Annotated in this window: 19 protein-coding genes; 8 read left to right on the forward strand and 11 right to left on the reverse strand. The window is 60.0% G+C overall.

What is annotated here, in order from left to right:
• The first annotated feature begins 343 nt into the window (after nt 1-343).
• The 3 genes from ACQRCA_RS03030 (at nt 344) to ACQRCA_RS03040 (ending at nt 2,566) form a co-directional block, all read left to right on the forward strand.
• Nucleotides 344-886: a DJ-1 family glyoxalase III gene (locus tag ACQRCA_RS03030; RefSeq protein ID WP_427718432.1), complete on the forward strand. Its 543-nt coding sequence runs from the start codon at nt 344-346 to the stop codon at nt 884-886.
• On the forward strand, nt 883-1,464 hold the full coding sequence (locus ACQRCA_RS03035) for a Maf family protein (protein WP_427718435.1): 582 nt from the start codon (nt 883-885) through the stop codon (nt 1,462-1,464). Before ACQRCA_RS03030 ends, ACQRCA_RS03035 begins: the two co-directional genes overlap by 4 nt.
• 100 nt (nt 1,465-1,564) lie before the next feature.
• Nucleotides 1,565-2,566, forward strand: coding sequence for a P1 family peptidase (locus ACQRCA_RS03040; RefSeq protein ID WP_427718438.1), 1,002 nt, complete (start codon nt 1,565-1,567; stop codon nt 2,564-2,566).
• A 373-nt stretch (nt 2,567-2,939) separates the two neighbouring features.
• Here the strand turns inward: ACQRCA_RS03040 and ACQRCA_RS03045 are convergent, their stop codons facing one another.
• Together ACQRCA_RS03045 and glf are read right to left on the reverse strand one after the other, a co-directional pair.
• Nucleotides 2,940-3,971, reverse strand: coding sequence for a glycosyltransferase family 2 protein (locus tag ACQRCA_RS03045; protein WP_427718441.1), 1,032 nt, complete (start codon nt 3,969-3,971; stop codon nt 2,940-2,942).
• Nucleotides 3,964-5,166, reverse strand: a complete 1,203-nt coding sequence (gene glf / locus ACQRCA_RS03050; protein ID WP_427718443.1) for a UDP-galactopyranose mutase — start codon at nt 5,164-5,166, stop codon at nt 3,964-3,966. Before glf ends, ACQRCA_RS03045 begins: the two co-directional genes overlap by 8 nt.
• Before the next feature lie 231 nt (nt 5,167-5,397).
• On the opposite strand from glf, the gene pta reads away from it, so the two are divergent.
• Nucleotides 5,398-6,378 carry a phosphate acetyltransferase gene (gene pta / locus ACQRCA_RS03055; protein WP_427718446.1) on the forward strand — a complete coding sequence of 327 codons (981 nt, stop codon included), beginning with the start codon at nt 5,398-5,400 and terminating at the stop codon, nt 6,376-6,378.
• A 421-nt stretch (nt 6,379-6,799) separates the two neighbouring features.
• Here pta and ACQRCA_RS03060 read toward each other — a convergent pair whose 3' ends face one another.
• The 7 genes from ACQRCA_RS03060 to rnd form a co-directional block, all read right to left on the reverse strand.
• Nucleotides 6,800-7,978 (reverse strand): acetate/propionate family kinase, encoded by a 1,179-nt coding sequence (locus ACQRCA_RS03060; protein ID WP_427718448.1) that lies wholly within the window; start codon nt 7,976-7,978, stop codon nt 6,800-6,802.
• Between the two features lie 163 nt (nt 7,979-8,141).
• Nucleotides 8,142-9,320, reverse strand: a complete 1,179-nt coding sequence (locus ACQRCA_RS03065) for an acetate/propionate family kinase (RefSeq protein WP_006234305.1) — start codon at nt 9,318-9,320, stop codon at nt 8,142-8,144.
• Between the two features lie 147 nt (nt 9,321-9,467).
• On the reverse strand, nt 9,468-9,803 hold the full coding sequence (locus tag ACQRCA_RS03070) for a histidine triad nucleotide-binding protein (RefSeq protein WP_035137921.1): 336 nt from the start codon (nt 9,801-9,803) through the stop codon (nt 9,468-9,470).
• A gap of 155 nt (nt 9,804-9,958) precedes the next feature.
• Nucleotides 9,959-10,225, reverse strand: coding sequence for an exodeoxyribonuclease VII small subunit (gene xseB / locus ACQRCA_RS03075; protein ID WP_006234311.1), 267 nt, complete (start codon nt 10,223-10,225; stop codon nt 9,959-9,961).
• 42 nt (nt 10,226-10,267) lie between these two features.
• Nucleotides 10,268-11,719, reverse strand: coding sequence for an exodeoxyribonuclease VII large subunit (gene xseA / locus ACQRCA_RS03080; protein ID WP_427718452.1), 1,452 nt, complete (start codon nt 11,717-11,719; stop codon nt 10,268-10,270).
• Nucleotides 11,720-11,834: 115 nt separating this feature from the next.
• Nucleotides 11,835-12,539, reverse strand: a complete 705-nt coding sequence (locus ACQRCA_RS03085; RefSeq protein WP_427718455.1) for a zinc metallopeptidase — start codon at nt 12,537-12,539, stop codon at nt 11,835-11,837.
• A gap of 238 nt (nt 12,540-12,777) precedes the next feature.
• On the reverse strand, nt 12,778-13,911 hold the full coding sequence (gene rnd, locus ACQRCA_RS03090) for a ribonuclease D (protein ID WP_427718458.1): 1,134 nt from the start codon (nt 13,909-13,911) through the stop codon (nt 12,778-12,780).
• Nucleotides 13,912-14,009: 98 nt separating this feature from the next.
• Between rnd and ACQRCA_RS03095 the strand changes: the two genes are divergently transcribed.
• The 4 genes from ACQRCA_RS03095 to ACQRCA_RS03110 all read left to right on the forward strand — a co-directional run bounded on the left by ACQRCA_RS03095 (nt 14,010) and on the right by ACQRCA_RS03110 (nt 18,844).
• The gene (locus tag ACQRCA_RS03095) at nt 14,010-14,927 is read left to right on the forward strand and encodes a diacylglycerol/lipid kinase family protein (RefSeq protein ID WP_427718460.1); all 918 of its coding nucleotides are present in this window, start codon (nt 14,010-14,012) and stop codon (nt 14,925-14,927) included.
• A gap of 638 nt (nt 14,928-15,565) precedes the next feature.
• Entirely contained in the window at nt 15,566-16,141 is a 576-nt protein-coding gene (locus ACQRCA_RS03100; RefSeq protein WP_427718462.1) for a hypothetical protein, read from the forward strand.
• A gap of 212 nt (nt 16,142-16,353) precedes the next feature.
• Nucleotides 16,354-18,105, forward strand: a complete 1,752-nt coding sequence (locus ACQRCA_RS03105) for an ABC transporter ATP-binding protein (RefSeq protein ID WP_427718464.1) — start codon at nt 16,354-16,356, stop codon at nt 18,103-18,105.
• Complete coding sequence (locus tag ACQRCA_RS03110; protein ID WP_427718466.1) at nt 18,098-18,844, forward strand: energy-coupling factor transporter transmembrane component T family protein; 747 nt, start codon at nt 18,098-18,100, stop codon at nt 18,842-18,844. Before ACQRCA_RS03105 ends, ACQRCA_RS03110 begins: the two co-directional genes overlap by 8 nt.
• A gap of 123 nt (nt 18,845-18,967) precedes the next feature.
• On the opposite strand, the gene ACQRCA_RS03115 is transcribed toward ACQRCA_RS03110, so the two are convergent.
• Nucleotides 18,968-19,714, reverse strand: coding sequence for an aspartate/glutamate racemase family protein (locus ACQRCA_RS03115; protein ID WP_427718469.1), 747 nt, complete (start codon nt 19,712-19,714; stop codon nt 18,968-18,970).
• Nucleotides 19,715-19,799: 85 nt separating this feature from the next.
• On the reverse strand, nt 19,800-21,056 hold the full coding sequence (locus tag ACQRCA_RS03120) for an ATP-grasp domain-containing protein (protein WP_427718472.1): 1,257 nt from the start codon (nt 21,054-21,056) through the stop codon (nt 19,800-19,802).
• Nucleotides 21,057-21,183: the final 127 nt, after the last annotated feature.

Genomic DNA, 21,183 nt, shown 5'->3' on the forward strand with positions numbered 1-21,183 from the left:
CCGAGGAAAAAAGTGAGTCTCTGCCCGCCGTACCTGTGGCGGTCGTTCCCCGAACGGGGCGGTGCGTTGGGGACTGTCTCGATCTGTAACAGTAAGACCCGGTTTTGGTCCGTAGATGTTACAGATTTAGACGTTTTGTCGGGGCGGTTTCCGTTTGTCTTGATCTGTAACAGTTAGGGGTCAAAAGTGGGCCTAGATGTTACAGATCGAGATTGTTGAGGATGGGTGAGGGTAGCTAAAATAGCCCCGTCCCTTTTTAAACATTGGGAAATCGAGCGTGGCAAGCATAGGTCTTCGGGGTATAAGACGGCTAATTGTATGCCGCCTTACGAAAGGAACTCTCATGCCCAGCGTTGCCGTTCTCGCCGCCGATGGCTTTGAAACTATTGAATGCCTGACCATGGTCGATGTCATGCGTCGCGGCGGCGTGCGCGCCACGCTCGTCTCGATCATGCCCACACGCGAGGTCGTGAGCTCGCTGCAGATTCCCGTGACCTGCGATGCGCTCTTTGATGAGATCAACTTTGAGGAGTACGACTGCATCGTGCTGCCCGGCGGCCTGCCCGGAGCCACCAACTTGCGCGCCGACCAGCGTGTCTGCGATGTAGTCTGCGAGTTCGCCGCAACCAAGCACGTTGCCGCCATCTGCGCCGCCCCGTTTATCCTGGGCGAGCTTGGTCTGCTCGAGGGACGCCGAGCCACGTGCTTCCCCGGCTTTGAGAAGAGCTTCCCCGAGGGTGCTTATACCGGCGAGAAGGTCACGCAAGACGGCAACATCATCACTGCCAGCGGCATGGCACAGTCACTTCCCTTTGCCTTGGAGCTGCTGCGCACACTCGCCGGCGACAAGGCCGTCGAGAAGGTTGCCGAGGGTATCCAGCTATGATTTTGGCTTCGCAATCGCCGCGCCGCATAGAGCTGATGCGCAAGGCGGGCTATGACGTTCGCGTAATTCCCGCAGATATCGACGAAACACCTTTTGATGGCGAAGCTCCGCTTACGCTTGTCGAACGCTTGGCACGCGCCAAAGCCGCTGCCGTTGCCTCCGAGCACGCCGAACCCAACGAACTGACTGTCGCAGCCGATACCATTGTCACCTTTGACGGGCAAATTTTGGGCAAGCCGGCAGACGAGAACGAGGCACGCACCATGCTCCGCGAGCTTTCGGGCCGCACGCACCAGGTGGCAACCGGCGTCTGCATCGTTAAAGCCGGCGACGCTGCAGCTCCGCATGCCGCCGAAAGTCTGTCGTTTGTCGATGTGACCGACGTGACGTTCTATGAGCTTACCGAGGAGCAGATCGGGCACTATGTTGCCTCCGGCGAACCCATGGACAAGGCCGGAGCCTACGGTATCCAGGGCACAGGCGGCCGCATGCTCGTGCATGACATTGCGGGCGACTTCTACAACGTGGTGGGCTTACCCATCGCTCGCGTCGCACGCGCGATTCAAAAACTCTCGTAATTGCATCTGGCGCTGGGTATCCCCCGGCGCCTACAATTTTGCCGTACCGCACGGATCCCGACCGAGCATAAGGCCCGGCGGAAAACCGATAGGAGAAAACATGGACACACTGCTCGAAGCCATTGACGTTTGCGATGTCGATGGCTTTTGCTTTGGCAACTATACAGACGGGGAGGCCGGCACCGGCTGCACCGTAATCGTGGCGCCCGAGGGTGCCACCGGCGGCGTTGACGTACGTGGTGGCGCTCCCGCTTCGCGCGAGACCGATCTGCTGCGTCCCGAGAACACCGTCGATAAGGTCCACGCCGTCTGCCTTTCGGGCGGCTCGGCCTTTGGTCTCGAGGCGGCAAGCGGCGTGGCCCGCGAACTCGAGAGCCGCGGCATCGGCCTGCCCGTCGGCCCCACGCAGGTGCCCATCGTGTGCTCCAGCTGCATCTTCGACCTCGCCTTTGGCGATCCCACCGTGCGTCCCGACATTGAGGCCGGTATCGCCGCCGTGCGCGAGGCGCTCGACCATACCCCCACCACACTCGAGCAGGGCAATGTAGGTGCCGGCACCGGCGCCACCGTAGGCAAGCTCATGGGCCCCGCCACCTGCATGAAGGCTGGCCTGGGAGCTGCTGCCGTGGCACTGGGCACCGTCAAGGTGGGGGCCGTGGTCTCGGTCAACGCCTGTGGCAACGTGGTCGACCCAACCACCGGCGAGTGGGTGGCCGGCATGCGCGCCGCAGCCGATAGCGACCAGATCGTCGACATGGAGCTCGCCGCCCTTGCCGCCGCCGGCTCTATGAAAATGCCACTCGACCGCACCAACACCACCATCAGCTGCATCGTCACCAACGTGGAGCTCACTAAGGCCCAGGCCACCAAGGTCTCCCAGATGGCCGCAGACGCCTATGCACACGCCATCCGCCCCACACACACCACCAACGACGGTGACACCATCTACACCCTTGCCAGCGGCAAGCTGGGCAGCCAGGCAAGCGCCGCCGTTCCCCTAGACCTGCTGGGCATGCTCGCCGTAAGGGCCCTGGAAACCGCCATCGTAAACGGAGCCAAAACCGCCAAAACATCCCACGGCATCCCCGGCGTCGCGAAGTAAACTAGCTCGTCCGGTTGCCCGGTTGGTCTTGGTTATGTTTGCTGCTCTACAGTCCTGGCTCGCACGAAGAGCACATTAAGTGCTCTTCGGCTCGTGCGGAACTCGCGACAAACATAACCAAGACCAACCGGGCAACCTACTCAACAAGTTCTCTTTCAGCCCAGGCCCCTGTGTACCGCGCGTCCAAGATCTTCAAATTCAGGCAGCCTGACAAACGATTCTTATAGCAAAGGCCCCTTGGCCTTTAGTTTGATACAAGTTCCGCACGAGCCGGAAAGCACTTAATGTGCTTTCCGTGCGAGCAGGACTGTTCGCAGTAGCAAACTAAAGGCCAAGGGGCCCAGTCAACCTATCAGCAGCGATTACTCAACAGCTAGTTGAATTTGAAGATCTTTGAGGCAAGACGGTATAGGCCGAGTGTGGTTTTGTCTCCAGCCCGCCCGTGCAGGTTGGTAAAGAAGCCGACTACACCGTAGCGTGCACGACGATACATACGCTCGTCGTAGGCCTTCAAATCACTCCACAATGTCGTCAGGCGCTCGTCGGCGCAATCCTCATCGGAAAGCTTGGTAAGCACCGAACAAATTGCCATCATCATGGTGAAATAGCCCATCATGTACGCGCGCAGACGCGACGACTCGACATCGCTGTACAGATGGAACGACTCCATCATAATGCGCGTCACGCGAAACTGCTGGTCCAGACGTTTGACCATCGTGGCCTCGTTGACGCTCTGGCCCTCGCGACCGATAAAATAACGATAGAGGTCGATGTCGGCGTAGTACATGGTCTTGCAGCGCGGCAGCGGCACATAGGCGTAGATATTGTCGACATAGAACGTGTGCGGCGGCATAGGCAGATTGGACGCGCGCAGCACATCCGTGCGATAACACAGGCTGTGCATGAGCAAATTCTGGTCCGGACGGAAATGGCCAATCTGGTCCCAGGTAAAGATCTTTTTGCGCGGCAGGGCAAACTTGTAACCGATAGCGGTATGCGTACCCTCGTAAACCTTCTCGTACACATAGTTCGAGATAAACAGATCGACGCGCTGGTCGCGCTCCTCAAAGCCACGCAGAATCGAAAGCATGGTCGAAAGCGCCGCACCGTCGAGCCAGTCATCCGAGTCGACGACCTTGTAGTAGGTGCCCTGTGCCTCGCGCAGGCCCGAGAGGACGGCCATGCCGTGACCGCCGTTCTCCTGATGCACCGCGCGGATGATACCGGGGTAACGCGCCTCCCACTCATCGGCCTTAGCTGCCGTCTCGTCCTTGGAACCGTCATCGACGATGATGATCTCGATATCGGTGGCGTAATCGCTCCCCTCCAGAATGGAGGTGATGCAATGGTCCATGTCCTTGGCGGCGTTATACGAGGGAATACCGAATGATATGACTTTATGCATGGCAGGCGATAATCTCATCCGAAAGATCGAGGGCAGAGTTGGTCACGGCATCCATATCGTAGTAACGATACTCGGCCAGGCGACCCACCGGGTGGAAGTTCGTCAGGTTCTGGACGCGCTCAAGATAGCGCTCATAGAGCTCGCGGTTCTTGGGCTCCAGAATGGCGTAATAGGGCGTCTCGCCCGAGCCGGGCGTATAGGACTTGGAATACTCCTTCATGATGGTGGTCTTGCCGGGCAGGACCTGACCAGTCATGTTCTTGAACTCGGTGATACGCGTGTAATCCTCGCTCGTGGTGTAATTGACGGTGCCCACGGGCTGGAACTGGTCCATATCGAGCGTCTCGAACTTCATGTCGATCGTACGGTACGGCAGAGCGCCCAAGTCGAGGTTGAACAGCTCGTCGAGCGGACCGGTGTAGACGATCTCGCCGCCATAGACCTTGCCGTCGATCTTGACGGTGGTCTCGTCAATCTCAAAGAGGTCGCGGGCGTCCACGTCGCAGAACACATCAATCAGATCGTGGTCGAGCATATGCTCGAACAACGCGGTATAGCCGTCCTGCGGCATGCCCTGGAAGGGAGCCTGCGGGAAATAGCGGTCATCGTCGCCCACAAAGACGGGAACGCGGCCGGTGATCGAGGGATCGATCTGGTCGGGCGTCTGGCCCCACTGCTTCATGGTGTAATGCAAAAAGACGTTCTCGTAGACGTAATCGGCGACCTCGGCAAGATCCGGGTCGTTCTTCTTGCGCAGCTCCATGATGGGCACCTTGACGTCCTTGCCAAAGGTCTCCACGAGCTTCTGATACAGCTCCTCGCCGCGCTCATCGCCAAAGGCGAGCTTGAGGCTCGCGTGGTTAAAGGGCACGGGCATAAGGGTGCCGTTGATGTTGGCGAGCACCTTGTGCTGGTAGTCCGTCCACTTGGTAAAGCGCGACAGAAAATTGTGGACGCGCTCGTTAAAGGTATGGTAAATGTGCGGACCATACTCGTGGACCAGGATCCCGGCCTCATCAAAGCAGTCGTAAGCATTGCCCGCAATGTGGCCACGGCGCTCCAAAACGGCAACGCGATAGCCGATGGTCTCGGCAAGACGGCGGGCACAAACGGCACCGGCATACCCGGCACCGACGACAATCATGTCGTATGCGCCGGCGTTAAAGCCTTCAGGCAGGCCTGAGGTAATCTGCATCGATACTCCTTGTCAAAAGCCACGGGCTCGTTAGCTGGGCTTTTCTCGAACATTCTTCGAGACATATTTATCAGAGCGATTATAGCGCTAATGCGTCCTATAATGAGCTTGCCACACAAGGAAAGCTCAAGCACCCCGGCATACATATTTGAAAGGTAAACCCGCTAGCAGCGGGTTTATTCGTGGACAGCCGGGCGCCTGGAGCTTAGCGAAACGCTTGTAAGGAGTAACATGAGCGATTTCCTAAACCGTATGAAGTCTGCCGCCAAGGCCGACCTTAAGACGATCGTCCTGCCCGAGGGCGAAGATCCGCGCACCATCATCGCAGCTACCAAGATCATCGAGGAGGGCTTGGCAAAGATCGTCATCTTGGGCAACCCCGACGAGATCAACGTTCCCGGCGCTACCGTCATCGACCCGCGCAATGCCGAGAAGCACGAGGAGTACGCGCAGAAGTTTGCCGAGCTCCGCGCCAAGAAGGGCGTCACCATCGAGCAGGCTCGCGCCCAGGTGATGGACGCCACCTACTTTGGCACCATGATGGTCAAGATGGGCGATGCCGATGGTCTGGTCTCCGGCGCCTGCCACTCCACCGCTGACACCCTGCGCCCCGCGCTGCAGATCCTCAAGACCGCCCCGGGCACCAAGCTGGTCTCGGCCTTCTTTGTGATGTGCACCGACACCCCGCAGTTCGGCACCGACGGCACGCTGATCTTCGCCGACTGCGGCCTCAACATCAACCCGTCCTCCGATGAGCTCTCCGAGATCGCCATCGCCTCCGCTCACTCCTGGTCCACCTTCATGGGCAACGTTGAGCCGCACGTGGCTATGCTCTCCTACTCCACCATGGGTTCCGCCGGCGGCGAAGTCGCCAAGAAGGTCCAGGAGGCCGTGAAGTTCTGCAAGGAGAAGGCTCCCGAGCTCGCCATCGATGGCGACCTGCAGCTCGACGCCGCCATCGTCCCCAACGTCGCCCAGCTCAAGGCTCCCGGCTCCTCCGTTGCCGGCAAGGCCAACGTGCTCGTGTTTCCCGACCTCGAGGCCGGCAACATCGGCTACAAGCTGGTCCAGCGCTTCGCCGGCGCCGACGCCTACGGCCCCATCCTGCAGGGCATCGCCAAGCCGGTTAACGACCTTTCGCGCGGCTGCTCTGCCGACGACATCGTGGGTGTCGTGGCCATCACCGCCGTCCAGGCTCAGATGGCTGAGTAGCGGACATATCCCCTCGGGACCCTACAGGGTAAAGCTCTGAAAACGTCCTCGGACATGCATGAAACCCCCGCTGCGCACTTCGTGCGGCGGGGGTTTCATGCGTCCTGCGGAATGTTTTCAGAGCTTTACCCTGTAGGGTCCCTGCCGCCACGTGGTGCTCAGGGGATCTGGAGTGGACGGCGGCTTGGCTACGAGCAGGGGCTGGGAATCTGAATGATTGGATGCCGTTGCTGGGGGGCAAACGATGCGGATATGGTCACTTTGGATTTGAAAGGCTTATAGGGCCTCGGCGGCCATTCTGCCGGAAAGCGTGTCCCAAAATCCGCGGTCAAAATGGGATGGAGTTTCCGCCGTCCGCCCTCCAAAAAAAGCCTCCCGAGCTGTTGCTCAGGAGGCCTTTCGTTTACATGCAATCGGCACGCTAGTTGTTCGCGGTCAGACGCTCGACGTCGTGGGCGATCATGTATTCCTCGTCGGTGGGGATGACCATGACGGTGACGGCGGAACCGGCGGCGCTGATGACCTGCGGGCCGTTGCCCACGGCCTCGCGGTTCTTGTTGTTGTCGATGCGCACGCCCAGCCACTCAAAGCAGTCGCAGAAGGCCTTGCGGATCGACCAGTCGTTCTCGCCGATGCCGGCGGTAAAGGTGATGGTGTCCACGCCCGCCATGGATGCGATCATGGAACCGGCCTGCTGCATGGCCTTGTAGGCGAACATGTCGAAGGCGAGCAGGCAGCGCTCATCGCCCTCGGAGGCGCGCGTGCGGATATCGCGGGCGTCGTTGGAGATACCCGAGATGGCAAGCAGACCAGACTGCTTGTTCATCATGTCATCGACTTCCTGATAGCTGTAGCCGCCCTCGCGCTGGAGGTAGCACACGGTGGCCGGGTCAATGGAACCACAACGGGTGCCCATCATCAGGCCATCGAGCGGCGTGAGGCCCATCGTGGTGTCGCGGCACACGCCGTCCTCGATGGCGGCGAGCGAAGCACCGTTGCCCAGATGGCACGAAAGCAGACGGTGGCAACGCGAGCCCAAGATCTCCTTGGCCATCATCCACTCGTAGCGGTGGCTCGTACCGTGCGCGCCGTACTTGCGCACGTGGTACTTGTCGCACACGTCCTTGGGCAGCGCGTAGGTGTAGGCGACCTCGGGCATAGTCATGTGGAACGAGGTGTCGAAGACGGCCACGTTGGGCAGCTCCGGATACTTCTCGCGGCAATATTCGATTGCCGCGGCCTCGCCGTAATTGTGCAGCGGGGCGAGCGGTGCCACCTCAAGAATCTTGGCCATGACCTCGTCGTCGACGACTGCGGAATCATCGAAGTGCCAGCCGCCCTGAACGATACGATGCCCAATGCCATCAATCGTAAAGTCGGTCTTCTCAAACTCCTCGAGCACACGAGCGATAGCAGAGCGATGATCGGGGAAAGGGACCTCCTCGGTCTGCTTGGCGCCACCGTTCTCGGAGTGGCCAAAGACGCCCATGTCCGATCCGATACGCTCGCAGTTGCCCTTGGCGAAAACCTCGCGGGTATCGGTATCCAAAAGCTGATATTTAAGGCTTGAGCTGCCGGCGTTGACAACAAGTACGTTCATGAGACTCCTTTGCAGTGCAATACGGTCGACGCAGACCCCTTAAGGCGGCCGCATGTTAATAAGAAGTTATCATATCTTGATAAATAGCTATCAGCATATCGCCCAACGAGCGCAAAAGAGGGGCCGAACGGCGCTCGGTCGCCCAGCCCCTCCCCTCTTGCAATTACTTGCCGTTGACGATGCGCTCGACGTCGGAAGCGATCATGAACTCCTCGTCCGTGGGGATGACGAAGATCTTGACCTTGGAATCCTTGGCGGACAGGCACCAAGCGCCGTCGCCACGCAGGGCGTTGCGGGCATGATCCATCTTAACGCCCATAAAGGCCAGACGATCGGCCACGCCGGCGCGAACGGCCGGAGCGTGCTCGCCGATGCCGGCGGTAAAGACCAGGGTGTCCATACCGCACATGGAAGTGGCCATCTCGGCAGCCTTGGCGGCAATCTTGTAGACGAACATATCGAAGGCGAGCTGAGCCTCGGGGTCACCAGCAGCGGCGAGCTCCTCGACGTTGCGGCAGTCGTTGGTCTTGCCGCCGGTCACAGCCAAAAGGCCGGACTTCTTGTTCATCATCTCGTCGACCTCGTCGAAGGTGTAGCCACCCTCGCGCTGCAGGTAGCACACGGTAGCCGGGTCGATGGAGCCGCAGCGGGTGCCCATCATGACACCGTCGAGCGGCGTCAAGCCCATGGTGGTGTCCATGCACTTACCGTCCTCGATAGCGCACAGGGAAGCGCCGGAACCGATGTGGCACACGACGACCTTGCGAGCCTCGCCGTTGGTCATCTCGGCAACCTTCTTGGAGATGTAGCGGTAGCTGGTGCCGTGGGCGCCGTACTTACGGATGTGCAGCTTGTCGCAGACGTCCTTGGGCAGGGCGTAGGTCTTGGCGACCTCGGGCATGTTGAAGTGGAAAGCAGTGTCGTAGACCGTGACGTTGGGCAGGTCGGGATACTGTTCGAGGCAGTACTCGATAACGTTGGCCTCGGGGTTGTTGTGCAGCGGGGCGAGCGGAGCGACCTCGCGGATCTTGGCGAGGACGTCCTCGTCGACGAGGGAGGAATCGCCGAAGTACCAACCGCCCTGAACGATACGGTGGCCGATGCCCTCGATCTTGACGCCGTTGGCCTCGAGGTCCTTCAGGACGACCTCGATGGCGACCTTGTGGTCGGGGAACTCGATGTTCTCGGTCACCTTCTTGGAACCGTTGGCAGCGTGGGTGAAGGTACCGCCGGTAAAGCAGACGCGCTCGCAGGAGCCCTTTGCGGACACCTTGTGGGACTTGGTATCGATGACCTGATACTTAAGGGTCGAAGATCCTGCGTTGACGACCAGAACGTTCATGTGTCTCCCTACTAACAGGCGGTGTGGCGCCGCCAGGTTACATACGCTTCAATAATAAACCCAAACGCCCTCGCGCTCGGGTTTATTGCGTTGATATATAAGTTATCGATGCCCAAGCTTTCGCCTCATCCCACGGAAGAAGCGCCCTCAGATGAGGTTCTCGCCCAGGTTCTTGCCGCCGAGGACATGCATGTGGAAGTGCATGACGGTCTGACCGGCGTTGACGCCCTTGTTGGAGATGACGCGGAAACCGTCCTCCAAGCCCTTGGCCTTAGCGACCTCCTGGATGGCGTGAGCCATGGCGCCCATGGTCTCGGCAGGTACGTTGTCGGCGATGTCGCTGTAGTGCTTCTTGGGGATTACGAGCGTGTGGACCGGCGCCTGGGGGTTGAGGTCGTCGAAGGCGATGACCTGATCGTCCTCATAGACAACGGTTGAGGGGATCTCGTGGTTGGCAATTTTGCAGAAGATGCAATCACACATGGTTGGTTCCTTTCTCACAGACCAAGGTAGTCTTTTTGGGACGGGGCTTTTTTGACTACTTTTTCGCAAGCGCAGGCACCTGGCGAGCCGTCGCGCAAGGGTAGTCAAAAAAGCCCCGTCCCAAAAAGACTACCCCAAAGTAGGCTGCGAGGTGGTTAGAACGAAAGGTTGTCGTCGGTGTTGGCGGCTTCGCCGTCGGCGAGCACGTCGTTGCCGTCGACGTCCTTCAGGAGCACCGAGACCTTCTGCTCGGCATCGGACAGGCGGGTGCGTAGGCTCTTGAGGAGCTCGACGCCGCGGGTATAGCTCTCGAGCGACTCCTCGAGCTCCATGTCGCCCGACTCCAGGCTGCGGATGATGAGCTCCAGCTCCTGCGAGGCCTGCTTGTACGTAAGCTGCTCGACCGGGGTCTTCTCTGCCATATCTGTTTCCTTTCCTAAGGGTCTATCACTGTGAAACGAGGTCTACTCGACCGCGTTGACGGTTGCTGCCACGTTGCCGTCCGCCATGCGCACGCGAATAGCGTCGCCCGGCTTAAAGGTCTTGGCGCTCGTAGCCACACCGTCCTCGCTGTACGCGATGGAGTAACCGCGGGCAAGCACCTTGAGCGGCGACAAGGCATCGAGCGACGCAGCAGCTCGGCCCAGGTCGGACGCGGGCTTGCTGAGCATCGTGCGCCCCTGATGCTCCAGACGGGAGCTCGCAAGCGTGAGCGCATGGCGTTTGCCATCGAGCCCCGAGGTGCTTGCGATCAAGCGCTCGGGCAGGCGCTCAAAGTCGGAGCGGAAGGCCCCAACCGAACGCGTTATGGCGCCGGACAGGCGATCGGCCGTCAGGGCAAGCTCGGACTCGCGACGCTCGACCATAAACGTTGGATCGTTGAGGCACGGGCGGCACGCGGCCGCATCGAGCGCGTCGCCCAGACGAGCCGTATAGGTGTCCCAAGCGCGGCGACCACGCTGATCGAGCATTTCCAGATCGACCTGATCCGACCCGATCATCGAAGCCATCGCGGCGCCCAGGCGCTGATGGCGCGTCTCGAGCACGTCGGCCAACTCCGTCATAGCCGGCGCCACCGATTCTGCCGCCGCCGTGGGCGTGGAGGCGCGACGGTCGCTCACCATGTCGCAAATCGAGGTATCGGGCTCATGGCCAATGCCGGTCACCACGGGCACAGGACAAGCCGCCACCGCGCGGGCAAGCTCCTCGTCGTTAAAGGTCATGAGGTCCTCGAAGGAGCCGCCGCCACGCACCAGCAAAATACAGTCAGGCGCCGGCGTAATGGAAGCGGCACGGCGCAAGCCCTCGATAAGCTCTGCCGGCGCACCCTCGCCTTGAACCTTGGCACCCACGCAAACGAGCTCGACGAGTGGGTTGCGACGACGCAATGTGCGCTTGACGTCATCGATTACGGCACCCGAAAGCGAGGTGACGACCGCCACACGCGAGCAGAACACCGGGATGCGGCGCTTGCGCGCTTCGTCCATCAGGCCCTCGCGGCTCAGCTTTTCGGCCAGTTGCGCCACTTGTTGACGCAGCAGACCCTCCCCCGCCAGCGAAAACGAGCGGGCGACAAAACTCATGCGGCCCGTGGGCTTATAGAGATTGAAGCTACCCTTAAAGCTCACCTGCATGCCGTCGCGCAGATCGAACGTGCGCTTGAGATAGGCACCCTTCCAAATGATGCAGTCAACGGCGGCCGAATCGTCCTTAATCTGGAAGTAGCAGTGGCCGCTTCGGGCATTGGGGCCACGGAAACCCGTGACCTCGCCCAAAACACTCAGCTGCGGAATAGCATCGAGTGCACCGGCGGCGATCTCCACCGCCTGGCTCACGCTGAGTTCCTTGCGCTCCCGATCGCCCGAGCCGTCAAACTCGGCGGAAACAGCATTGCCGGTTAGATTCCAGCCTGCCACGCAGCCTCCTTTCGTTATCGTGCACAAAGGCTCCAGCCCTGCGCAAGTTCAAGTCCAACACATAGTACAGCGCCGCGGGGACACAAATCCCCGCGGCGCCTGTCAAGCCAATTTGTTATCGGTTGGAGTTTCTGTTGTAGCGAGCCATCAGGTAGAGCAGCTGAATGATCGAGGTGAGCGCTGCGGCCACATAGGTAAGCGCGGCTGCCGTCAGCACCTTCTTGGCACCGTTGACCTGCTTGGAACTCATGCCCGACTGCTCGATATACGCCACGGCGCGGCGACTGGCATCGATCTCGACCGGCAGCGTAACCAGCTGGAACAACACACTAAACGAGAAGAAGACCAGCGCGAGGGTCGTGAGCCCCGCGATGTTCATAAACAGGCCCAAGAGCAGCACGATCGTCCAGGTGTTCTGGGTAAAGTTGACGACCGGGACCAGGGCAGTGCGCACCTTCATCATGGCATAGCCGCTTTGTCGCTGGGCGGCATGGCCCGCCTCGTGGCAGGCGACGGCAACGCTTGCGACCGATCCGCCCGAACGGTTGGCATCCGACAGATACAGGTTGTTATCCTGCGGGTTGTAGTGGTCGGTGAGCTCGCCGGCGACGCCCCTGATACCCACGGCATTGCAGCCGTTTGCATCGAGCATGCGGCGCGCGACCGCAGCGCCCGTGTCGCCGTCCGAGCGCACCTTAGACCACGTCTTGTACGTGGAGTTGATATAGCTCTGCGCGGCAAGACCGAGCACCGTACAAACAAGGACGACCAGCAGGTACAGCGGGTCGATGCCAAAGCCATAACCATAGTAATAGGGCATGCGAATTCCTCCGAATCGAGTTACACGTTGGAGGCATTCTACCCACTCGCCCAGCCAACGAGACAGCATCGATGTTTTGGCAATGTCAGCGAAAACGGCCGAGAGCGAGCAAGGTGACGTGAAAGAGAAGCGACGCGTACTTTGGTACGCGAGCGACGATTGAACGCCAGATTGCCACTCTCGGCCGTTTGCAGCGTCGAGCTGTTACGCGGTTTGGTAAAACCGCGTAACCATATACCTACAGGAGCTCGATTTTGCCGTCCTTCACCGTCAACCCCATGTTGCCCGAGAGCAGATCGTCCAGGCGCGAGCCCACAAGCTCAAAGCGCCAACCTTCGCGCAAAGGGCTCTGCTCGGGATGCTCAATATAGTCGGCTAGGTCATCGCGCGAGGCAATGACCGAGGTCGCCACGCCCGAACGCTCGGCAACCAGGCGAATTAGCGCGTACATGAGATCCGTCACGCTCTCCAGCTCCGGAGAGATCTGGCGATGTCCGCGCACCATGAGCGGCAGGCGATCGTGCGGGCAGCTCGCGCCGCGTTTGATGGCCATGAGCGCGCCGTCCACATCGCGCTCCCCCAGTTGATCGGTGCCGCGGATGCTGCGGAACTCCTCAACGCGCACAGGATTGCGCTTGACGAGCGCCAGCAGCGTATCGTCGGACATGACCCACTTGCGCGGGATGTTGCGGCGCTCGGCGCGGTCCTCGCGCCAGGCGGCAAGCTCGCGCGCAATGCCCAGCTGATGGCGGCTACACGAGTTGATGCGCTTGACCTTGCGGAATGCCTCATGCCGGTCGGCGCGGTAGTGCGACTCGTCTGCCAGCGGGCGCAACTCGTCGAGCACCCAGTCCACGCGGCCAAGCTCGCGCAAACGGCTCATCATCTCGGTATAGGCGACGATCAGATACTTGACATCATCGATCGCGTACTCAATCTGCTTATCGCTCAGCGGGCGGCGCGACCAATCGGTCAGCGACTCGGTCTTGGGCAGCGATACGCCGCAGAACGTCTGAACGAGCGCGCCGTAGGAAATCTGCTGGCGCTCGCCCAAAAAGGCGGCGGCGACCTGTGTGTCAAAAATCGGTCGCGGCAGCGCGCCCACGGTGTGGAGTATGACCTCCATATCCTGCGAGCAGGCGTGGAAGACCTTGACCACGCTCTCGTCGGCCATAAGCTCGGCCAGCGGCGATAAGTCGTCGATCACCAAAGGATCGACCGCGACGCTCTCGGCAGGGGTGGCAATCTGAACCAGGCACAGGCGCGGATGAAACGTGCGCTCGCGCAAAAACTCGGTATCGACGGCAATCGCGTCGAACTCACGAGCGCGCTGACAAAAGTCGAGTAGAGCCTGATGTGTGGAAATGTACATATCAACCCATCGAATAAGGTTAGGCCCGAAAAACACGGGTAGGATATCGTCATTGCCTTACAACTATACTCGGTTAGTCACAGAACGGGAACGTAAGTATGCGCTGCCTTATCATCCACAACCCGGCATCGGGTCCCAGCTCCGATGAAATCTACGCATTCACGCACGCTCTTGCACAGGGCGGCGACGAGGTCGTAATGCGCTTTATCGGCGATGGCATGGAGCCCGAGGACGCGGTAGCAGACGTTCGTGAGTTCGACCGCGTAGTCGTTTCGGGCGGCGACGGCACCGTCTCCAACGTGCTCGACCAGATGCGCGGGTGCGGTGTCCCTACGCTCATCTTCCCCTCCGGCACAGCCTGCCTGTTCTTTAACAACATCGGTAATGCCCCCGAGGCGGCGGCGCTTGCCAAGGCTTGCCGCGCCGGCCGCACGGTCAAGGTGGACATGGGTGAGCTCTTTTGGATCGACGAGAACGGTAACGAGAAGCGCCACGGCTTTATCATCATCGCCGGCTCGGGCTTCGACGCCGAGATCATGATGAAGGCCGCTCCCACCAAAAACGACATTGGCGAGATCGCCTACTTCCTCTCCGCGCTCGCCACGCCCAACCCCACGGTGGCGCACTTTACCATTGAACACGACGGCATTGTCGAGGAGCTCGACGGCATCTGCTGCATGGCGGGCAATACCTCAGTCATCCAAAACGACATCAACCTGTTCCCCAACTGCCGCATGAACGACGGCATGGTCGACATCGTCGTTATTGAACCCGTGCGCACGGTGCAGCTGCTCCCCACGGTGATCACCGCCGCGCTCGACCCCGCCGGCAAGGTGCTCGGCCGCCCGCAGTTTAAGATTATCCAGACCAAGGAAGCCAAGATTACCTGCACGCCGTCGCTGGGTATGCAGTTCGATGGCGAGATCATCTCCAGCAACTCCGGTGTCTTTGGCGCCCGCGCGCTTCCGCAATGCCTCGACCTCATCGTCGACGAATTCTCACCACTCGGAAAATAGGAGAACCCCGTGAACGACAACCCTATCCTTGGCTTTATCGTCATCGTTCTGGCCATGCTCGTGGGCTACGCGATTAACGTAATCCACCGCCGGAAGAAGTAATTCCACATTGGTATGATATTCATCCAGTCACCGAGGAGAAGTCCAAGGGCAACAACATGGCCGCCATGGGTGTTGGCGCCATCATCATCGGTGTCTGTGGCTTCGTGATCTATCGTCGCAAGAAGGCCTAAGAACCCCACACCTTAAGGCGCGGGCGGGATGGCCAAGGTCCCCCCCGCTCAGCCCGCCCCTTCGATCGGCGGGAAACGTCGCCGAAATCTTTTCAAAAAAGATTTCCCCGCACACACTTCGCTGTGCTATAGTGCAGCGCAACAGCAACTGGGCGCGACCGCGCCATGGCATCACGAAAGGAGCCACCAACATGAAGAACACGATGACGTCCCTCAACAACTGGTGGTGGCGTGATGCGAATACGATCGGTCGACAGTGAGTCCCTCACGCCTGTTTTTGCGCTCTAGGTGATTGGAAGGCCTCCGGTTTCGACCGGGGGCCTTTTTCTATCTCGAGCCCGATCGCATTCGCATCACGCGCCTCCGCTTTTCTCTTACACTCCCCTTTCTGAAAGGACCTTCACCATGTCTCAGAACACCACCGCCACCGCCCAGCCCCGCACCGTCCAGACCACTGACTGCGGCAAACTCGATGTTCGCGCCCTTGTCCTGCTCGCCATCCTGCTTGCCGCCGGCTTCATCCTCAACTTTACCGTCGGCAAGGCAATCTCGGGTATCTCCGGCGGCATGATTAGCCCCGAGTTCATCATCTCGGCCTTCTGCCTCACCATCCTGGTCGTTCGTCCCAACATTGGTCAGGCACTCGTCATCGGTCTCATCTCGGCGGCCGTAATCCAGATCACCACTACCTCGCCGTTTGTCGATTTTGCCGCCGAGGGCATCGCCGCCATGCTTATGGCCGTCATTGTCAACACTGCCGCCAAGGATGGCCAAGTTAAGCCTGCCGTCGCCATCGTCGCTACGTTCGTGACCACCTTTGTCTCGGGCGTCATCTTCATGGTCATCAAGATGGCCATGCTCGGCGTAGTGGGCGAACTCGCCGCAGCTATGCTGCCCGTCGTCGCCATGACCGCTGTGTTCAACGCCATTCTGGTCGGCGCGCTCTATCTGCCCATCCAGAAGGCCCTTAGGCTTAACTAACCCGCTCGGCTTTACGAGCCACCCCATATTGGCGTTCATTCGTCGCTCGCGTACCCAAGTACGCTTCGCTCCTCTTTCGCGCCAACCTGGGGCACCTCGTAAAGCCGTCTACGTGCTTCACCAGCAAAGACTGTCCCAAACAACGAGCTATTGGGGACGTCCTTAAACGACTAGTCATGTAAGAACATCCCCAATGACTATGAAAGGTATCCATGGAAACGATCATCAACGTCGACGATGTCTCGTTCGCCTATGGCACGCAGGCCGAGCAGGCGCTTAGCCACGTTTCGCTCAGCGTGAACAAGGGAGATTTCATCGGCATCATCGGGCCTTCGGGTGCCGGCAAATCAACACTTACCGCCTGCCTGTCGGGCGCCGTGCCCCACCACTACAGCGGAACCTTCTTTGGCTCCGTGTTCGTTGACGGGCACGACACCTGCGAGGTCTCGCTCACCGACATATCGCAGATCGTCGGCAGCGTGCTGCAAGACATCGACACGCAGATGGTCGCCTCGGTCGTTGAGGACGAGATGCTTTTTGGCCTGGAGAACTTTGGCGTTCCGCATGACCAGATCGAGCAGCGCGTGAGCGAGACGCTTAAGGCCGTCGGCATTAGCGACCTGCGCGACCGCGAGATAGCCACCCTCTCGGGCGGCCAAAAGCAAAAGGTGGCCATCGCTGCCATCCTCGCCATGCGCCCGCGCGTGCTGGTGCTCGATGAGCCAACCGCGGCACTCGATCCCGTCAGCTCCACACTGGTTTTCGAAACGCTGCGCGAGGCAAACCGTAACCTCGGCATCACCATCGTCGTCGTTGAGCAAAAGGTCGCCCTGCTTTCGGAGTATTGCAACCGCGTGCTCGTGCTCAATCACGGCCAGATCGCGCTGCAAGGCGAGCCACATGAGGTCTTTGCGCACACCGACAAGCTCCGCGCCATCGGTGTCGATTGCCCGCGCGTCACGCGCATTTTCAACAGCCTCGAGGCCGATGGCCTGGCCAGTGGCACTCCCTGTTTAGATGTTGATGAGGCCGAGTGCCTGATTACGGACATCGTCGACCCCGCTCATGCAAGCAGCGACATTCAGGCGCCCGCAGGCTCCCCGCACGCACCGTCGCTGCGCCCGCATGCGAGAGACGCCGAGCCGGTGCTCACGTTTGACCACGTTGAGTTTTCCTACCCCCATGGTGGCGCCGCCGTCCACGACCTCAACCTGACGCTCTATCCCGGCGAGCTCGTGGGCATTGTCGGCCAAAACGGAGCCGGCAAGACCACGCTCACCAAGCTGCTCACGGGTCTGCTTAGGCCTGCATCGGGCAGCGTGCGCGTTACGGGCTTGGACACGGTATCGGTTCCCACGAGCCGCATCGCACGCGAAGTCGCAACCCTATTCCAAAACCCCGACCGCCAGATTTGCAAGGACACCGTGCTCGACGAGGTCGCCTTTGGCCTGGAGCTTGCCGGCATCGACCGAGCCGAGGCCCTACGTCGCGCCCAGCTCGTCATCGACCGCTTTGGTCTGCCCGCCGACGAGGCGCCCTTCTCCCTTTCGCGCGGCCAACGCCAAATGGTGGCGCTCGCCTCCGTCGTGGTGGTCGAGCCCAAGATCGTGGTGCTCGACGAGCCCACGAGTGGCCTGGACTACCGCGAGTGCATGACCGTGATGGAAACGGTGCGCACCATGGCCGAGCGCGGCTGCGCCGTTATCATGGTCTGCCACGACATGGAAGTCGTCTCGGACTTTGCCGAGCGCATCGTGGTGATGGCCGACGGCCGCATCCTCGATCACGGCCGCACGCACGAGCTGTTCTCGAACATCGAGCTCATGCAGCGTGCCTATGTTGAACCGCCCCAGGTTATTGAACTCTCACGCCGTCTGGCATCTTCCGTCTCGCCCGCCTTTGCACAGGTGAGCGAGGTCACCGATATCGTTCGCATTACCGAGGAGATGGTCCGCCGTGGTTAATGTCATCGACTATATGCCGGGCGACACGCTGCTGCATCGTCTGAATCCCGTCATCAAACTGGGCCTAGCCGCCGCCATCATCATCGGCATCTTTTTGTCCGACACCTACGTGGCGCTGTTGGGATTTCTGGCGCTTACGCTCGCGCTGGGAGCCTACGCCGGCGTCGTCGACCGCCTGTTCTCGCTGCTCAAGCTGCTGATTCCGCTCGCACTCATCATGTTAGCGCTGCAGCTGGCCTTTATGCGCGATGGCAACGTGGTGTGGGGCTTCGTCACCGACGAAGGCCTCATCACCGGCTCGAAGGCCTGTCTGCGCCTGTTGGGCGTAGCGCTGCCACTCATCCTGATGCTCATGGTGACCAAGCTCAACGACCTTGCCAATGCCTGCGTGGAGGTGCTGCACGTGCCGTATCGCTACGCCTTTACCTTTACCACGGCGCTGCGCTTTGTGCCGGTGTTTGGCCAAGAGATGAATGCCATCATGGAGGCACAGACCGCACGCGGCGTCGAGTACGATACCAAGAATCCCATCAAGAAACTCAAGCTCATGCTGCCGCTGTGCGTGCCGCTATTGATCTCAAGCGTGGGCAAGACCGATGCCACCGCGCTTGCCGCCGAGCAGCGCGGCTTCTATCTGCGCACGCGTGCGAGCTCGTACAAGCGCTACCCCATCAAAGGCTTGGACATTGCCGTACTTATCGTCAGCATCGCCCTTATCGCCATCGGCTTCCTGTTCTAGCAATCGCTGGCAGCAACCGCAAAATGCAAAAGGCCCCGGCTCGCACAAACGAGCCGAGGCCTTTACTGTTTTCCCAGATAAAACCTACCAAAATAAACCTGTCCCTTTTTGGCAGGTCGAGGGCTACAGGCGGTAGGGGGCGCCGCTGCGGATGATGGACTCGCGTACCAAAACGTCCATGGCGTCGAGGGTGATCTCGGGCATCTCGCGATACTTTTGCAGCACCGAAAGCTCCGTGCAGGCCAGAATGACGCGGTCGCAGCCGCTGCGGGCAAACTCCCACATCACGCGATCGAACTTGTCCATATCGGGCTCGCGTCCGGCCTTCACATCATCATAAATCAGCGACATTACATCGGCCTGGCGCTTCTCGCTGGGATAGACGACCTCGACGCCCGCGGCCTCGCACTCGCGCCCATAGACGCCTGCACCCACGGTGCCGTCGGTGCCCATGATGCCGATCTTGCGCACCGGCTCGGACGGCATGCTCAGGTTGGGGTCAAACTCGCACTCCCCCATCACCGCGCCCGCCAGGGCATAGCGCACCGACTCACGCGGCATGTGAATAATCGGCACCTTGGTAAACGACTGAATCTGATCGTAAAAGTAGTGCGACGTGTTGCAGGGAATGGCAATGTGCGCGCAGCCCAGCGTCTCGAGCGCCTGCGCGCATTCCTTCATGGTCGCCAGCAGCTCGGTATGGTCGCCGGTCTTAATGGCCAGCGTGCGGTCGGGCATGGTCGACTTAGAGAGCACCACCATGTCAATATGTTCCTGGTCGCGGGCAGCCGCCGTGTGACGCACCACCTGGTCGTAGTAATACGACGTGGCCTCGGCGCCCATACCGCCGATAACTCCCAGCTTTTCCATCGCCGCCTCCTTGGTGACGCTCGCACCATTGCGCGTATCATACCCGCGCCCGTCCGATACAAACCGGGCGGGCGCGACGTTCATCCTATTTGTAATACGTCTTAAACAGCTTAAAGTGACGCAGCTTGGTGTGCCACATGCGCAGCCAGCGGTTAAAGACAAAGTCGCCCTTCATAAACGAGGGGTCGGCGGCCTTACCCTCCTTGACCAGGCGATGCGCCTTAGCGCGCAGCTCGGGATCCTTGACGTATTTATCGACCACGCCCATGGGGACAACCATCCACAGCGCCTCGTCCTGCGCTGTCACAAACTCGGGCTCAAACGGGCGGTTGTACACATACTCGTCCACTACGTACTTGGCAACGTTAAAGCCACTGTTGGTGACGTAGTAGTTACTGCGGCCCTGACGAGTGTTGAAGTCGAAGAACTTAAACGAACCGTCGCGCTCGTCGTATTTGACGTCAAAGTTGGAGAAGCCCGTAAACTTGAGGTCCTCGAGCAACTTGCGCACGCCGCCCATGAGCTCGTCATTGGGCTCGGTGATGATGCAGGCGTGGTTGCCAACGCCGTGAGGCTGGTGCTCCTCGAGCAGCACGTGGCCCAGGCACATCATGCGCACCTTGCCGTTGCGGTCGGAATAGCTGGTAAGCACGCGCATGTACTCGTCGTTGCCGGGCACGCGATCCTGCAGGATCAGATCATCGGTGTAGCCACTCGCATATACATCGCGAATGACCTGCTCCAGCTCGGCGCGATCGGCGATCTCGTAGGCCTTCTTCTGGCCCTCGAACTCGTGCTCCCACCACATGATGCCGTCGGAAGGCTTCAGGATCATTGGGAAGGGAAAATCAATCTGGTCGAGCACCTCGGCAGGAGCCTCGCCCTGGGCGTTGAGCATGGCCATGGTAAAGGTAAACGTATGCGGATAGGGAACACCGTGCTTCTCGCACAGCTCGTAGAAGATTTCCTTCTTCTGGCACTGTTCGAGCATGCTGTAGGGCGCATAGGGCGCGATGACGTTTGAGGCAAGCTCGCCGGCATCCTGAGCCTGTGCGGCAAGCGCGACATAGTTGTCGCCGCAGCCCATGAGAATAATCTTCTTATCGGGATTGGCCTGCGCGACACCGTTAATGGTCTCGATCATGACCGGCATGGTATCGATATCAACATTGGGCGTGTAGTCGATAATCTGGCTGCGGTACGCAGGACCGGTCTGGTACTTGCCAAAGACCAGGCTCTTGACCTGATACTCCTCGTAAAAGGCGCGCGCCACCGAATAGGCGTTGATGTCGCCACCGAGCAGCACGGGGATAAACTCGCGCTCTGTAAACTGCAATGCCATGGAAACTTCCTATCTAGAACTGCCCACGACGGGCGGTCTTTATGCAACCCGTTTATTTTAGCGTGCCGGACCGTTTCCTCCTAAAGCTCCACTGTATCTATGACAATCAACGCAATTATCCAGCATG

Source organism: Collinsella sp. SGI.095, from assembly GCF_050314535.1.
In the GTDB taxonomy this organism is placed as follows: Bacteria; Actinomycetota; Coriobacteriia; order Coriobacteriales; family Coriobacteriaceae; genus Collinsella.